The organism is Mycobacterium sp. 1245852.3, assembly GCF_001669335.1.
Lineage (GTDB): Bacteria > Actinomycetota > Actinomycetes > Mycobacteriales > Mycobacteriaceae > Mycobacterium > Mycobacterium europaeum_A.
Genome location: NZ_LZLL01000313.1, coordinates 1 through 15,104, shown reverse-complemented (window position 1 = coordinate 15,104; position 15,104 = coordinate 1). Strand labels below are relative to the sequence as shown.

At 69.3% G+C, this 15,104-nt stretch carries 16 protein-coding genes; 11 read left to right on the top strand and 5 right to left on the bottom strand.

Features of this window, described 5'->3' with window-relative positions; translation table 11 throughout:
• The 3 genes from infB to A9W96_RS14160 form a co-directional block, all read left to right on the top strand.
• Positions 1-2,074, top strand: a 2,074-nt coding sequence (gene infB, locus A9W96_RS14170; RefSeq protein WP_082972242.1) for a translation initiation factor IF-2, incomplete at its 5' end; no start/stop codon positions are given.
• Between the two features lie 77 nt (positions 2,075-2,151).
• Complete coding sequence (gene rbfA / locus A9W96_RS14165; protein ID WP_067140589.1) at positions 2,152-2,640, top strand: 30S ribosome-binding factor RbfA; 489 nt, start codon at positions 2,152-2,154, stop codon at positions 2,638-2,640.
• Positions 2,615-3,622: a bifunctional oligoribonuclease/PAP phosphatase NrnA gene (locus tag A9W96_RS14160; protein ID WP_156748805.1), complete on the top strand. Its 1,008-nt coding sequence runs from the start codon at positions 2,615-2,617 to the stop codon at positions 3,620-3,622. Before rbfA ends, A9W96_RS14160 begins: the two co-directional genes overlap by 26 nt.
• Positions 3,623-3,638: 16 nt before the next feature.
• On the opposite strand, the gene A9W96_RS14155 is transcribed toward A9W96_RS14160, so the two are convergent.
• The gene (locus tag A9W96_RS14155; protein WP_066863715.1) at positions 3,639-4,220 is read right to left on the bottom strand and encodes a hypothetical protein; all 582 of its coding nucleotides are present in this window, start codon (positions 4,218-4,220) and stop codon (positions 3,639-3,641) included.
• 58 nt (positions 4,221-4,278) lie between these two features.
• On the bottom strand, positions 4,279-5,028 hold the full coding sequence (locus A9W96_RS14150) for an enoyl-CoA hydratase (RefSeq protein WP_066863712.1): 750 nt from the start codon (positions 5,026-5,028) through the stop codon (positions 4,279-4,281).
• A 101-nt stretch (positions 5,029-5,129) separates the two neighbouring features.
• On the opposite strand from A9W96_RS14150, the gene A9W96_RS14145 reads away from it, so the two are divergent.
• Both A9W96_RS14145 and A9W96_RS14140 read left to right on the top strand, forming a co-directional pair.
• Entirely contained in the window at positions 5,130-5,399 is a 270-nt protein-coding gene (locus A9W96_RS14145; RefSeq protein WP_066863721.1) for a DUF2277 domain-containing protein, read from the top strand.
• A complete protein-coding gene (locus A9W96_RS14140; protein ID WP_066863709.1) occupies positions 5,396-5,959 on the top strand; it encodes a DUF1802 family protein in 564 nt (187 codons plus the stop codon). The genes A9W96_RS14145 and A9W96_RS14140 overlap by 4 nt, the downstream gene beginning before the upstream one ends.
• Here A9W96_RS14140 and A9W96_RS14135 read toward each other — a convergent pair.
• Entirely contained in the window at positions 5,918-7,642 is a 1,725-nt protein-coding gene (locus A9W96_RS14135) for a CocE/NonD family hydrolase (RefSeq protein WP_067140586.1), read from the bottom strand. The two genes, A9W96_RS14140 and A9W96_RS14135, sit on opposite strands and share 42 nt — an antisense overlap.
• Positions 7,643-7,693: 51 nt before the next feature.
• Positions 7,694-8,290 carry a DUF3558 domain-containing protein gene (locus tag A9W96_RS14130; protein ID WP_066863704.1) on the bottom strand — a complete coding sequence of 199 codons (597 nt, stop codon included), beginning with the start codon at positions 8,288-8,290 and terminating at the stop codon, positions 7,694-7,696.
• Positions 8,291-8,450: 160 nt separating this feature from the next.
• On the opposite strand from A9W96_RS14130, the gene A9W96_RS14125 reads away from it, so the two are divergent.
• The 5 genes from A9W96_RS14125 to A9W96_RS14105 all read left to right on the top strand — a co-directional run bounded on the left by A9W96_RS14125 (position 8,451) and on the right by A9W96_RS14105 (position 13,575).
• Positions 8,451-9,428 (top strand): metallophosphoesterase, encoded by a 978-nt coding sequence (locus A9W96_RS14125; RefSeq protein ID WP_066879352.1) that lies wholly within the window; start codon positions 8,451-8,453, stop codon positions 9,426-9,428.
• Positions 9,425-10,105, top strand: coding sequence for a 4'-phosphopantetheinyl transferase (locus tag A9W96_RS14120; protein ID WP_067140583.1), 681 nt, complete (start codon positions 9,425-9,427; stop codon positions 10,103-10,105). The genes A9W96_RS14125 and A9W96_RS14120 overlap by 4 nt, the downstream gene beginning before the upstream one ends.
• Complete coding sequence (gene truB / locus A9W96_RS14115; protein ID WP_067140581.1) at positions 10,102-10,998, top strand: tRNA pseudouridine(55) synthase TruB; 897 nt, start codon at positions 10,102-10,104, stop codon at positions 10,996-10,998. Before A9W96_RS14120 ends, truB begins: the two co-directional genes overlap by 4 nt.
• A gap of 95 nt (positions 10,999-11,093) precedes the next feature.
• A complete protein-coding gene (locus tag A9W96_RS14110) occupies positions 11,094-12,284 on the top strand; it encodes a lipid-transfer protein (RefSeq protein ID WP_067023373.1) in 1,191 nt (396 codons plus the stop codon).
• 7 nt (positions 12,285-12,291) lie between these two features.
• Positions 12,292-13,575: an acyl-CoA dehydrogenase family protein gene (locus A9W96_RS14105; RefSeq protein ID WP_067140578.1), complete on the top strand. Its 1,284-nt coding sequence runs from the start codon at positions 12,292-12,294 to the stop codon at positions 13,573-13,575.
• 16 nt (positions 13,576-13,591) lie between these two features.
• Here the strand turns inward: A9W96_RS14105 and mntR are convergent, their stop codons facing one another.
• Positions 13,592-14,296 (bottom strand): manganese-binding transcriptional regulator MntR, encoded by a 705-nt coding sequence (gene mntR, locus A9W96_RS14100; protein ID WP_066864407.1) that lies wholly within the window; start codon positions 14,294-14,296, stop codon positions 13,592-13,594.
• 113 nt (positions 14,297-14,409) lie between these two features.
• Here mntR and A9W96_RS14095 point away from each other — a divergent pair.
• Positions 14,410-15,104 (top strand): bifunctional riboflavin kinase/FAD synthetase (locus tag A9W96_RS14095; RefSeq protein WP_067140596.1); only part of this gene is annotated, 695 nt, incomplete at its 3' end.

The window sequence follows — 15,104 nt, the reverse complement described above, 5'->3', positions numbered from 1 at the left end:
ACGATCAACTGATGTATCACGTCGTCGCTGTCACCGTGCGGGTGCTCGGTGGCCTGACGGTGGCGGCGGCGTCGGCGCCCCGCCCGGAGGGGGCGGCGGCTTCCGCGGCCGTCCCGGAGGCGGTGGCGGCGGTGGCCGTCCGGGCCAGCGCGGCGGTGCCGCGGGTGCGTTCGGTCGCCCCGGCGGTGCGCCCCGACGCGGCCGCAAGTCGAAGCGGGCCAAACGCGCCGAATACGAGAACATGCAGGCGCCCGTCGTCGGTGGCGTGCGGTTGCCGCACGGCAACGGCGAGACGATCCGGCTGGCGCGCGGCGCGTCGCTCTCCGACTTCGCCGACAAGATCAACGCCAACCCGGCCTCGCTGGTGCAGGCGCTGTTCAACCTCGGCGAGATGGTCACTGCCACCCAGTCGGTCGGCGACGAGACGCTCGAGCTGCTGGGCAGCGAGATGAACTATGTCGTGCAGGTCGTCAGCCCCGAGGACGAGGACCGCGAACTGCTGGAGTCGTTCGACCTGAGTTATGGCGAGGACGAGGGCGGCGAGGAAGACCTGCAGACCCGGCCGCCGGTGGTGACCGTCATGGGTCACGTCGACCACGGTAAGACCCGCCTGCTGGACACCATCCGCAACGCCAGCGTCCGCGAGGCCGAGGCCGGCGGTATCACCCAGCACATCGGTGCCTACCAGGTGACCGTGGAGCACGACGGTGTCGAGCGGCCGATCACCTTCATCGACACCCCGGGTCACGAGGCGTTCACCGCCATGCGTGCCCGCGGCGCCAAGGCCACCGACATCGCGATCCTGGTGGTGGCGGCCGACGACGGCGTCATGCCGCAGACGGTGGAGGCCATCAACCACGCCCAGGCGGCCGACGTGCCGATCGTGGTGGCGGTCAACAAGATTGACGTCGAGGGCGCCGACCCGGCCAAGATCCGCGGCCAGCTCACCGAATACGGTTTGGTGGCAGAGGATTTCGGTGGCGACACCATGTTCGTCGACATCTCCGCCAAGCAGGGCACCAACATCGAGGCGCTGCTCGAGGCGGTGCTGCTGACCGCCGACGCCGCCCTGGACCTGCGGGCCAACCCCGACATGGAGGCCCAGGGTGTGGCGATCGAGGCGCACCTGGACCGCGGTCGCGGGCCGGTCGCCACGGTGCTGGTGCAGCGCGGCACGCTGCGGGTCGGCGACTCGGTGGTCGCCGGCGACGCCTACGGCCGCGTCCGCCGCATGGTCGACGAGCACGGTGACGACGTCGAAGAGGCGCTGCCGTCGCGGCCGGTGCAGGTCATCGGGTTCACCTCGGTGCCCGGCGCGGGGGACAACCTGCTGGTCGTCGACGAGGACCGCATCGCCCGCCAGATCGCCGACAAGCGCAGCGCCCGCAAGCGCAACGCGCTGGCGGCGCGTTCCCGCAAGCGGATCAGCCTGGAGGACCTGGACTCGGCGCTGAAGGAAACCAGCCAGCTGAACCTGATCCTCAAGGGCGACAACGCCGGTACCGTCGAGGCGCTGGAAGAGGCCCTGATGGGCATCGAGATCGACGACGAGGTGGCGCTGCGCGTCATCGACCGCGGTGTCGGTGGCATCACCGAAACCAACGTCAACCTGGCGTCGGCCTCGGATGCGGTGATCATCGGCTTCAACGTGCGCGCCGAGGGCAAGGCCACCGAGCTGGCCAACCGCGAGGGTGTGGAGATCCGCTACTACTCGGTGATCTACCAGGCGATCGACGAGATCGAGAAGGCCCTGCGCGGCATGCTCAAGCCGATCTACGAGGAGAACACGCTGGGCCGCGCCGAGATCCGGGCGATCTTCCGGTCGTCCAAGGTCGGCATCATCGCCGGCTGCATGATCAGCAGCGGCATCGTGCGCCGCAACGCCAAGGCGCGGTTGCTGCGGGACAACATCGTGGTCACCGACAACCTTTCGATCACCTCGCTGCGGCGGGAGAAGGACGACGTCACCGAGGTCCGCGAGGGCTTCGAGTGCGGTATGACGCTGGGGTACAACGACCTCAAAGAAGGCGACATCATCGAGTCCTACGAGTTGGTCCAGAAGGAACGCACCTGACCCCACCGCCGACGACGCAACGACGACGCAGAACGACGATGCAGAACGAAGTGACGACGAGAAGGTGGTGAACGCGAATGCCTGATCCAGCCAGGGCGCGCCGGTTGGCCAAGCGAATCAACACCATCGTCGCCTCGGCGATCGAGTTCGAGATCAAGGATCCCGGGCTCGAGGGGGTCACCATCGTCGACGCGAAGGTGACCGCCGACCTGCACGACGCGACGGTCTTCTACACGGTGATGGGACGCACGCTGGACGACGAGCCGGACTACGCGGCCGCCGCGGCGGCCCTGGAACGTGCCAAGGGTGCGCTGCGCACCAAGGTCGGGGCCGGCACCGGCGTGCGGTTCACGCCCACCCTCACCTTCACCCGCGACACCACGTCGGACAAGGTGGCGCGGATGGAGGAATTGCTGGCGCGCGCCCGGGCCGCGGACGCTGATCTGGCGCGGGTTCGTTCGGGCGCCAAGCCGGCTGGGGAGGCCGATCCATACCGGGATAGCGGATCGGGTGGGGAGCCCGGCCTCGACGGGAGCATCGGTGACGACGACCAACACCAATACTGAGCTGGGCGACGCCCGGGTGGGGGTGCGCGTCGACGCCGCGGGTGCGGTCGAGTTGCTGTCGGACGCCGACACCGTCGCGGTGATCGCACACGTGCATCCCGACGCCGACACCATCGGCGCCGGCCTGGCGCTGGGGCTGGTGCTCGACAAGTGCGGCAAGCGGGTCGAGGTCAGTTTCGCCGAGCCGGCCGGGCTGCCCGAGTCGCTGGCGTCGCTGCCCGGCTGCCGACTGCTGGTCGATCCCGATGCGATGCGCCGCGACGTCGATCTGGTTGTCACCGTTGACGTTCCGAGCGTCAAGCGGCTGGGCGCCTTGAGCGACTTGGCCCTCGAGGGCGACGAGGTGCTGGTCATCGACCATCACGCTTCCAACGATGTGTTCGGTACCGCCAATTTCGTTGACGTCCAAGCCGATTCGACCACGATGATGATCGCCGACATCCTCGACGCGTGGGACAAGCCCATCGATTCCGACGTCGCGCACTGCATCTACGCCGGCCTGACGACCGACACCGGATCGTTCCGCTGGGCCAGTGCGCGCGCCCTGCGGCTGGCGGCCCGGCTGGTCGACGGTGGCGTGGACAACGCCGCGATCAGCCGAACCCTGTTGGACAGCCATCCGTTCGGATGGCTGCCGCTGCTGTCGCGGGTGCTGGCCTCGGCCCAACTGCTGCCGGACGCCGCGGGCGGCCGGGGCCTGGTGTATGCCGTTGTCGGCAACCAGGATTGGGTGACCTCCCGCCCGGAGGAAGTCGAAAGCATCGTCGACATCGTGCGGACCACGCAGCAGGCCGAGGTGGCCGCGGTGTTCAAGGAGATCGCGCCGCAGCAGTGGTCGGTGTCCATGCGGGCCAAGTCCGCCGTCGACCTGGCGGCGGTGGCGTCCGGCTTCGGCGGCGGTGGGCACCGGCTGGCGGCCGGCTATTCGACCACCGGCTCGATCGACGACGCGGTGGCGTCGCTGCGCACGGCCCTGGATTAACCCGGACTCGCCCGGACTAGAACGCCCAGCTTCCCGAGCGCTGCACGACGAATCCGTGGTCGCCGCTGGTGGTGTCCAGGCAGGCGACCAGGTCGTCGGCCCCCACCGCGCAGGTGACGTTGAGATAGGTCAACTTCTGGCCCGCCCCCAGCGATTTGCCGCCGGCCGGTAGCGGGGCAGGGTTGCCGTCGCATCCGGCGTAGGACATGCGGCTCAACTGGTAGCCGGGTCCCTTGAAGTCCACCGAACCCACGACGCAGTCGCCGGGTCGCGGGCGGCCGCCGGGGAAGGGCACGTCGTCCAGCCCCGACATGTCGCCCTTGCACTTGATGTCCTGCGACGGTTGCGGCACGGGCGGCGGGCCGCCGTAGAAGTCACACACCAGGGCGGAGCCGGCGGAGAAACTGACCCGCGGCGAGCTTCCCGGCGCGCCGGCGCCGATGTAGCCGTCGGCGGGCACCGGGGTGAAGGCGTCGAGATTCGGGAATCCCGGCGGCGGCAGCGCGCCCGCGGGCGGCGCGGCCACCGCGATCGCCGACGCGGCGGCCAGCGTCAGGCCACCGAGCACCCGCACGGTGACAGCGACGACGTGATACATCAGTTGATCGTATGGCGTGGGCGGGACCGGTGGGAACGGACCGGCCCAGATCGCGGCGTCAGCGCACCTGCGAGCGGCCGCGCGCCAGCACGGCCTCCCGGTTGGCGGCGATGTCGTCGCCGCTGGTCCGGAACTGCCGGGCGGCCGTCGCCTCCTGCCAGAGCCCGGCGCTGGTCTGCGCGTCGTCGATGCGGTGATACGACGCCAGCAGCGCCCGCACCGCGTCCTGGTTGTTCCCGACGATCGACGCCGCCACCGCCCGGGCGGCACCCAACAGCTGGTCGTGCGGCACCACCTCGGTCACGAGCCCGGCACGCAGCGCGTCGGCGGCGGACAGATAGTCCCCGGTCATGCTCATCCGCCTGGCCAGCCCGATTCCCACCTTCTGCGGCAACCGCACGCTCAGGCCCCAGGTGGGCAGCAGCCCCACCCGGGCGTGCGTGTCGGCGAACCGCGCGTTCTCCGAGGCGATCAGGATGTCGCAGTACAGCGCCAGCTCCAGGCCGCCGGTCACCGCGGCGCCGTTGATCGCGCCGATCACCGGCTTGGTCAGCGCCGGCCAGCGCGGCGAGATGTCCGGCAGCGCCGAGGAACCGCCCAGCTCCTTGAGATCCAGCCCCGCGCAGAACACCGGGTCGGTGCCGGTGACGATGACGACGTCGACGGCGTCGTCGGTTTCGGCGTCGGCCAGCGCCCCGAAGAAGCGGTCCCGCAACGCCGAGGACAGCGCGTTGCGCGACTGCGGTCGGTTGAGGGTCAGGGTGCGCACTCGCTCGTCGGTGTCGATCAGCAGGATCTCGTCGGTCATGACTTCACCGTAGCCAGTCGGCCCGCACCGGCGATGCGCGCCTTACCGCCCGCCGGTTCGTCGGGGAGCGGCGCCGCCGAGCAGCGCTTATCGTGGGAAAGATGTGCCGGAACATCACCGAACTGCGCGGACTGCAACCCGCCGCCACCGCCGAGGAAATCGCGGCGGCCGCCCGCCAGTATGTCCGCAAGGTCAGCGGCATCACCCACCCCTCGGCCGCGAATGTCGACGCGTTCGAGGCGGCGGTCGCCGAAGTCACCGAGACGACGACGCGGTTGCTGGGGCAGCTGCCGCCGCGGCGCCAGCCGCCCAAGACGGTCCCGCCCTTGCGCCGCCCCGAGGTGATGGCGCGGATGGCGGGCGCGAAATGACCGTCACCACAACGACTCCCGCGCTCAAGGAGTGGAGCGCCGCGGTGCACGCGCTGCTGGACGGTCGCCAGCGGGTGCTGCTGCGCAAGGGCGGCATCGGGGAGAAGCGGTTCGAACTGGCCGCCCGCGAGTTCCTGCTGTTCCCGACGGTCGCGCACAGCCACGCCGAGCGGGTGCGCCCCGAGCATCAAGACCTGCTGGCGCCCGCGGCCGCCGACAGCACCGACGACGAGCTGGTGATCCGGGCCGCCGCGAAAGTCGTTGCGGCCGTGCCCGTCGAGCGCCCGGACGCCCTGCCCGCCATCGAGGACCTGCACATCTGGACTGCCGAGTCGGTGCGCGCCGACCGCCTGGACTTTCGTCCTAAGCACAAACTCGCGGTGCTGGTCGTGTCGGTGCTCCCGCTGGCCGAGCCGGTGCGCCTGGAGCGGACCGCGGAGTACGGCGGCTGCAAGAGCTGGGTGGAGCTGCCGGTGCCGGCCCCGCCGGGGCGCGGCCCCGTTCATGACGAAGCGGCGCTAGCCGCGGTCGCCGCCCGGGTCCGCGACGCCGTTGGCTGACAACTCGGCCGGGCCGACCGGCAACAGCAGCCGGGAGCGTCCGTAGCGCACGGTGTGGGTGACCGGCGTGGGCTGCCGGCCGGTCAACACCGGCTCGCCGGAGCCGAGGTTGTGCGCGTAGCGCGGCGACCAGCTCCCGGCGATCAGCACGCGGATGCGTGAGCCGGCCCGGAAGCGGTGCGCCATGCCGTCGAGGTCGAGGCGAACTATTTTCTCCGACTTGGGTTTTGCCGCGGGACGCAGCCGGCGGTACGCCTCGCTGACGTTGCGCGACCGTCCCTTGGCGTCGACCTCGCTCACCCGCACGAACAGGTCGGCGTGCGGGCTGTCCGCGCCATGGGCGAGCTCGATGACCGGGCAGCCGTAGACATACACGTCCTCGGTGAGCGTCGCGCTGGTAAAGGCCAGCACGTCGTCGCGCGATGCCAACCGGCTGTCGTCGCGGTATCCGCCGTTGCCGGACAGCTGCGGGCCGCCGGTGGTCGGTGTCGGATTGGCCGGGTCGTAGCGAAATGTGGCCGGCGCCAACCCCTTCAGGCTTGGCGCGGTCTCGCCCAGGTAGCCACCGGGCCGCAGGTACAGCGGGCGTTCGGTGGTGGCGGGCGGCCAGTCGGGCAGGCTGCGCCAGCCACCGCCCCCGCCGGTGACGTAGACGCGCACCCGGCTGGGCCGGTGCGACGTGGCCGCACCGCCCAGGTGCGTGTCCAGCCAATCCAGTGCCTCCCGGGCGCAGGTGGGGAACCCGGTGGTGAGCAACTGGGTGTGGGTCCAGGGCCCGACGGTGAGCGCGACGTCGACACCGCGCCGGCGCAGATGCGCGTACTGCTGCAGCGTCTGCCTGATGAAGATGTCCTGCCAGCCGCCCACCAACAGCACCGGCACCTGCACCCGGTCCAGCGCCTCGGTGCAGCGCAAGGCATCCCAGAACGGGTCGTCCGGTTCGCTGTGTTCGACCCAGGATTCGAACCAGGGTGCGCCGGTGCCGAGCACCTGCCGCGCGGCGTCGCCTAGCGGCACCGCGGCCGCGGCCTGGGCCACCCGGCGGCGGGTCTGCAGCTGGCGCAGGGCGGCGCGCACCCGGACGGGGTCCTCCTGGTGCGCCACCATGTCGCTCCAGCCCAAAAAGTCGTTGATCGCGAATGTGCCGGTGCCCCAAGTTGATTCGTTGAAGTCGTGCGGACCGACCATGATGACGGCGGTGGCCAGTTCCGGCGGGGGATCCTGCAGCAGGGCCCACTGGGTGAAGCCCAGATACGACATTCCGATGGAGGCGAAGCGGCCGGTGAACCAAGGCTGCTCGCGCAGCCAGGAGACGGTGTCGGCACCGTCGGCGGCCTCGTGTGCCATCGGCTCGAAGACCCCGCCCGAGCCGAACGTCCCGCGCACGCTTTGCAACACGACGTGGTAGCCGCGCGCCGCGTACAGCGCGCCGAATATCAGCGTGAACGGGAACCCGCGCCCGTACGGGCCGCGGACCAGCAGGGTGCCCGCGGGTGACGCGGTCGCCGGCGCATAGTGGTCGGCCACCAGCTGCACCCCGTCGCGCATCGGCACGCGGACGCGCTGCACGGTGTAGTCGGTGGTCTCCGGCGGCAGGCCGAGCAGCCGGGCGGCGGCCGTGCCGCCCAGGTGTCGCAGGGTGTGCAGCGCCGGCTGTGCGGGCCGGATCAACGTCGTACTCACGGTCCTCACATTAGGACCCGGTCAGCCGGCCGCGACGCGACGCGGCGCAAATCAGAACTTGTAATACGGCGCGAGGTCGTTGGCGCGCTGCACGTTGGTCTGCATGCAGTCGACCTCGGGGTTGGAGTAGACGGTCGAGTAGTACAGCGCCTGCTGCAGCACGCCGTAGCTGGTCTTGAACGCGACCATGCAGGAGTAGAACCAGTAGCTGTTGTGGTAGGTCGGCTTGAGCACCCAGTACTGCGCGGCCCGGTGGCCCGCGATCGTCGTCTCGACGGCATCGGCGGGCAGCGAGGCCTCATAGGTGCGCCAGATGATCGGCTCGACGGCCACCTGATAGTTGCCGGCGTCGAAGTGACAGCGCAGCCCGTCCTCGTGTTCGGGCGGTGTGAAGCCCAAGCCGAGGCGCTGGATGACGTCGAACGGGATGTCCTCGCAGGCGTCGAACGGGCGCGGATCGGTGGTCGCCACGATCGGGCTTTTCATTGTGGTTTCCATCGGCTGGGCGGTCGACCGCAGCTCGACGGACCGGTCGCCGCCACCCGGCCTGGAAAGGTCCTGCGGGGCGGTCAACAGGCCCACGGTGCCACCGATGGCCGCTGTGAGCAGCGCACCCAGCGCCCCCATCAGACGAACATTGGCGAACACGACACCCCCCTGACGCCGCAGCGGACCTTTCCGGGGGAGTGTACAAGTACCGCGCGCGACGTCACAGGCAAACCTGAACTTGTTCTAACTCACCCGCTGGTGGCCGAAAGGGCGCCCGCGAAAGGGGCGTGCTTGGGTCAAGTCGTTAGGGTGGTTATTCGTGGCTGGGCATACATCTGGGCGGGAATCGACCAACGGTGGGCAACCGACACTGTGGGCGGTGTCCGACCTGCACACCGGTCACCTGGGTAACAAGCCGGTCACCGAATCGCTGCATCCGTCGTCGCCGGACGACTGGCTGATCGTCGCCGGCGATGTCGCCGAACGCACCGACGAGATCCGCTGGGCCCTTGACCTGCTGCGACGGCGCTTCGCCAAGGTGATTTGGGTGCCGGGTAATCACGAGCTGTGGACCACCACCCGCGATCCTGTGCAGATCTTCGGCAAGGCGCGCTACGAGTACCTGGTCAATATGTGCGACGAGATGGGCATCGTCACGCCCGAGCATCCCTTCCCGGTGTGGACCGAGCGCGGGGGCCCGGCCACGATCGTGCCGATGTTCCTGCTCTACGACTACAGCTTCTTGCCCGAGGGAGCCACGAGCAAAGCCGAAGGCCTGACCATCGCCCGCGAGCGCAACGTGGTCGCCACCGACGAATTCCTGCTCTCCTCGGAGCCCTACCCCACCCGTGAGGCGTGGTGCCGCGAGCGCCTGGAGATCACCCGCGCCCGTCTCGAAGAGCTGGACTGGATGACGCCGACCGTTCTGGTGAACCACTTTCCGTTGGTCCGCGACCCGTGCGACGCCTTGTTCTACCCCGAGTTCTCGCTGTGGTGCGGGACCACCAAGACCGCCGACTGGCACACCCGATACAACGCCGTGTGTTCGGTCTACGGTCACCTGCACATCCCCCGGACCACCTGGTATGACGACGTGCGCTTCGAGGAAGTCTCGGTGGGCTATCCGCGGGAGTGGCGCCGCCGCAAGCCGCCCAGCTGGCTGCGCCAGGTGCTGCCCGATCCCCAGTACGCGCCGGGCGACCTCAACGACTTCGGCGGCCACTTCCAGATCACTCCCGAGATGCGGCAGCAGGCCGCGCAGTTCCGGGAACGGTTGCGGCAGCGGCAATCACGATGACGGGGGACATGCTGGTGTCCTCGGTGCTCCCGGCCGTGGACGGCCTGGCCTACGCGGAGGCATACTCCGACCCGCCCGATCTCACGCCGCTGCCCGAGGAGGAGCCGCTGATCGCCAGGTCGGTGGCCAAGCGGCGCAACGAGTTCGTCACCGTCCGCAACTGCGCCCGCATCGCGCTGGGCGAGCTGGGCCTGCCGCCGGTCCCGATCCTCAAGGGGGAGAAGGGAGAACCCTGCTGGCCCGACGGCGTGGTGGGCAGCCTGACCCACTGCACGGGTTACCGGGGTGCCGTGGTGGGCCGCACCGACGCGGTCCGCTCGGTGGGCATTGACGCCGAACCGCACGACGTGTTGCCCGACGGAGTGCTGACCGCGATCAGCCTGCCGGCCGAACGCACCGAGATCCCGGCGAACCTGTCGGGTAACCTGCATTGGGATCGAATCCTGTTCTGCGCCAAGGAGGCAACGTACAAGGCGTGGTTTCCGCTGACCAAACGGTGGCTGGGCTTCGAGGACGCCCACATCGCGTTCGAGGCCGATGGCCCCGGCGCGACGACGGGCGGGTTCGTGTCGCGGATCCTGATCGACCCGGCCGCGCTGTCCGGTCCGCCGCTGACCGAGCTGCGTGGCCGCTGGTCGGTCGAGCGCGGGCTGGTGCTCACCGCGATCGTGCTATGACCGAAAGCCCCAGCGGGCCAGGGATAGTCGTCGTCGACAAGCCGGCCGGGATGACCAGTCATGACGTGGTCGGGCGCTGCCGCCGGATCTTTGCCACCCGCAGGGTGGGGCATGCCGGGACGCTGGACCCGATGGCCACCGGCGTGCTGGTGATCGGGATCGAACGCGCCACCAAGATCCTCGGCCTGCTGACGGCCACCGCCAAGTCCTATACCGCCACCATCCGCCTGGGCCAGAGCACGTCCACCGACGACGCCGAGGGCGAGCTGGTGCGCAGCGTCGCGGCGCGGCACCTCACCGGCGCGGCGATCGAATCGGCGGTCGGTGGCCTGCGCGGCGACATCCAACAGGTGCCGTCGACGGTCAGCGCGATCAAGGTGGACGGCAAGCGCGCCTACCGGCTTGCCCGCGAGGGCCAGGCCGTCGAGCTCGCGGCCCGGCCGGTGCGCATCGACCGGTTCGAGGTGCGCGACATCCGGGTCGGCGCCGGGGACTGTGTGGACCTCGACGTCGAGGTCGACTGTTCGTCGGGAACCTACATCCGCGCCCTGGCCCGTGACCTCGGCGCGGCTCTCGGGGTGGGCGGGCACCTGACGGCATTGCGGCGCACCCGCGTCGGGCGCTTCGGGCTCGATCAGGCGTACGCGCTCGCCGAGCTGGCGGAGCGGCCCCGGCTCAGCTACGGCCTGGACGAGGCCTGCCTGCTGATCTTCCCGCGCCGCGACCTGTCCGCCGAGCAGGCCGAGGCGACCGCCAACGGCCGGGCGCTGGCGCCGGCCGGGATCGACGGCGTCTACGCGGCGTGTGGCCCCGACGGCCGCGTGATGGCGCTGCTGCGCGACGAGGGGTCGCGCACCAAGTCGGTGGTGGTGATCCGCCCGGCGACGCTGTAACCGCTGCAATGCTTTGGCCGCCCCGGCCGAACGGTTGGTTGGGCTACGTTGCACACTGAGTGCCAAGACCGCCCACGGTTCGGAAGGGGACAAGGATGTCCAACAAGGTCTACGTCATCGGCGTCGGCATGACGAAGTTCGAGAAGCCGGGTCGCCGGGAGGGCTGGGATTACCCGGACATGGCCCGGGAATCGGGGACCAACGCGCTGGCCGACGCCGGCATCGACTACCGCGAGGTCCAGCAAGGCTACGTCGGCTACGTCGCCGGCGATTCGACGTCGGGTCAGCGGGCGCTCTACGAGCTGGGCATGACCGGCATTCCGGTCGTCAACGTCAACAACAACTGCTCCACCGGCTCGACGGCGCTTTTCCTGGCGGCGCAGGCCATCCGCGGCGGCATCGTCGACTGCGCGATCGCGCTCGGTTTCGAGAAGATGCAGCCCGGTTCGCTGGGCGGCGGCGCCCAGGACCGCGAATCGCCGATGGCCAAGCACGTCAAGGCGATGGCCGACATCGACGAGTTCGCGATGCCCGTCGCGCCGTGGATGTTCGGTGCCGCCGGGCGCGAGCACATGAAGCAATACGGCAGCACCGCAGAGCATTTCGCCAAGATCGGCTACAAGAACCACAAGCACTCGGTGAACAACCCGTTCGCCCAGTTCCAGGAGTCCTATACGCTCGACGACATCCTGGCCGCGCGGATGATCTCCGACCCGCTGACCAAGCTGCAGTGCTCGCCGACCTCGGACGGTTCGGGTGCGGCCATCCTGGCCTCGGAGACCTTCGTCGACAGCCACGGGCTGGCCGCCCAGGCCGTGGAGATCGTCGGTCAGGCGATGACCACCGACTTCGCGTCGACGTTCGACGGGAGCGCCAAAAACCTCATCGGCTATGACATGAATGTCCAGGCCGCGCAACAGGTTTACGACCAGTCCGGGCTGGGGCCGCAAGACTTCCAGGTGATCGAACTGCACGACTGCTTCTCGGCCAACGAGCTGTTGCTCTACGAGGCCCTGGGCCTGTGCGGCCCCGGTGAGGCGCCCAAGCTGATCGACAACAACGACACCACCTACGGCGGGCGCTGGGTGGTCAACCCGTCGGGCGGCCTGATCTCCAAGGGGCACCCGCTGGGCGCGACCGGGCTGGCGCAGTGCGCCGAACTGACCTGGCAGCTGCGCGGCACCGCCGACAAACGTCAGGTCGACAACGTCAGTGCCGCCCTGCAACACAACATCGGGCTGGGTGGCGCGGCCGTCGTCACCGCCTACCAGCGCGCCGAGCGTTAAGGGCGCCATGATCGAGTGCTCCGAGACGGACCTGATGGTCCGGGATGCCGTTCGGCGGTTCGTCGACAAAGAGATCCGTCCGCATTTGGACGAATTGGAAACCGGCGAAATGTCGCCGTATCCGATCGCGCGCAAGTTGTTCAGCCAGTTCGGCCTCGACGCCATGGCCGCCGAGTCGGTCAAGAAGATGCTGGACCGCGAGTGGGCCAAGCTGAACGGTACCGCCGCCGCTGAGGAATCCGGCGAAAAGCCCAACGGGTCAAGCGGTTTCGGCGGGGGCGCCCAGGGGTCGATGATCGCGGTGCTGGTGTCCGAGATCGCCCGGGTAAGCATCGGGTTGCTCAGCACCGCGTCGGTGAGCCTGGGCTTGGGCGCCGCGACCATCGCCAGCCGCGGGACGCTGGCGCAGAAGGAACGCTGGCTGCCCGAGCTGATGACGCTGGAAAAGATTGCGGCATGGGCGATTACCGAGCCGGACTCGGGTTCGGACGCGTTCGGCGGCATGAAGACCTACGTCAAACGCGACGGTGACGACTACATCCTCAACGGGCAGAAGACCTTCATCACCAACGGGCCCTGCGCCGACGTCCTGGTCGTCTACGCCAAGCTCGACGAGGGCCCCCGCGAGGGCAATGCGAGCGCGGACAAGCAAGACAAGCGCAACCGCCCGGTGCTGGTCTTCGTGCTCGATGCCGGCATGCCGGGCCTGACGCAGGGCAAGCCGTTCAAGAAGATGGGCATGATGTCCTCGCCGACCGGCGAGCTGTTCTTCGACAACGTGCGGCTGGGCCCGGACCGGCTGCTCGGCGAGAGCGAACAGCACACCGACGGCGACGGCCGCGACAGCGCGCGCGCCAACTTCGCCGCCGAGCGGATCGGGATCGCAATGATGGCGTTGGGCATCATCGACGAATGCCACCGGCTGTGCGTCGATTACGCGAAGAGCCGCACACTGTGGGGCCGCAACATCGGGCAGTTCCAGTTGATCCAGCTCAAGCTGGCGAAGATGGAGATCGCCCGAATGAACGTGCAGAACATGGTCTTTCACACCATCGAGCGTCAGCAGGCCGGCAAGCCGCTGACGCTGGCCGAGGCGTCGGCGATCAAGCTGTACTCCTCGGAGGCGGCCACCGAGGTGGCGATGGAGGCCGTACAGCTGTTCGGCGGCAACGGATACATGGCCGAGTACCGGGTGGAGCAGCTGGCCCGCGACGCCAAGTCGCTGATGATCTACGCGGGCAGCAACGAGGTTCAGGTCACCCACATCGCCAAGGGACTGCTGGCCGACTGACGGGCGGGGCGCGCGGCTAGGCCGTCACCCAGATCGCCCGCGCGGCCGGGCTACCCAAATCGACCGTCGTCTCGGCGCCGTCGCCGGAATCGATGGCGACGGAGATCATGCCGGCGAATTCGCGCCGGGTCAGAACCCGCAGCCGGGAGTCGAGACTGATGCCGACGTCGGTGAAGTAGCGCAGCATCTCGGGGTCGGCGTCGGAGATGCGGGCCACCGTCCCGGTGTCCCCGTCGTCGCACGCCCACAGCTGGCGGGCCGGCGGGGTCGGCACCTGCCCGTCGGAGGCCGGTATCGGGTCACCGTGCGGGTCGCGCTGCGGAAAGCCCAGCTTGGCGTCGATGCGGGCCACCAGGCGATCCGACACCGCGTGCTCGAGCACCTCGGCCTCGTCGTGCACCTCGTCCCAGGCGTAGCCGAGCTCGTTGACCAGGAAGGTCTCCAGCAGCCGGTGCCGGCGCACCATCTCCAGCGCCGCGCGCCGCCCCGCCTCGGTCAGCGTCACCGCGCCGTATTTCTCGTGGTCCACGAGCCCCTGCTCGGCGAGTTTGCGGATGGACTCCGAGGCCGTGCTGGCCGACACCCCGATCTTCTCGGCCAGCATCTTGGTGCTGACCTTCTGCGGTGCGTCTTTCGGGGACCACTCCTGGGCATTCCAGATGACCTTCAGGTAGTCCTGGCCGACCGCGGTGATACCGCCACGCTCCTCGTCAGGGCTCACATCGAGAAAGTTTAGGCAACCCAGGCCTAATCCGGGGTGTTCCCCGACACCATGGCGGCGGTTTGCCCCTTCCGACCTCCCGGCGGACCACTGCGCGCCGTAGGCTGGCGGACGTGCAGCGGTGGCGCGGCCAAGACGAGATACCCACGGACTGGGGCAGGTGTGTGCTCACCATCGGTGTGTTCGATGGTGTGCATCGCGGCCACGCCGAGCTGATCGCGCATGCGGTGAAAGCGGCGCGGGCCCGCAACGTTCCGACGGTGCTGATGACGTTCGACCCGCACCCGATGGAAGTGGTCTATCCCGGCAGCCACCCCGCGCAGCTGACGACGCTCACCCGGCGCGCAGAGCTGGTCGAAGAGCTGGGCATCGACGTCTTCCTGGTCATGCCGTTCACCACCGATTTCATGAAGCTCACCCCGGAGCGCTACGTCCACGAGCTGCTGGTGGAGAACCTGCACGTGGTCGAGGTCGTCGTGGGGGAGAACTTCACCTTCGGCAAGAAGGCGACCGGCAACGTCGAAACGCTGCGACGCGCCGGCGAGCGCTTCGGGTTCGCCGTGGAGTCGATGTCGCTGCTGTCCGAGCACCACAGCAACGAGACCGTGACGTTCTCGTCCACCTACATCCGGTCCTGTGTGGACGCCGGTGACGTGGTGGCGGCGATGGAGGCGCTGGGCCGGCCGCACCGGGTCGAGGGCGTGGTGGTCCGCGGCCACGGGCGCGGTGCCGAGCTGGGCTTTCCCACCGCGAACGTGGCGCCGCCGATGTATTCGGCCATCCCGGCCGACGGCGTGTACGCCGCCTG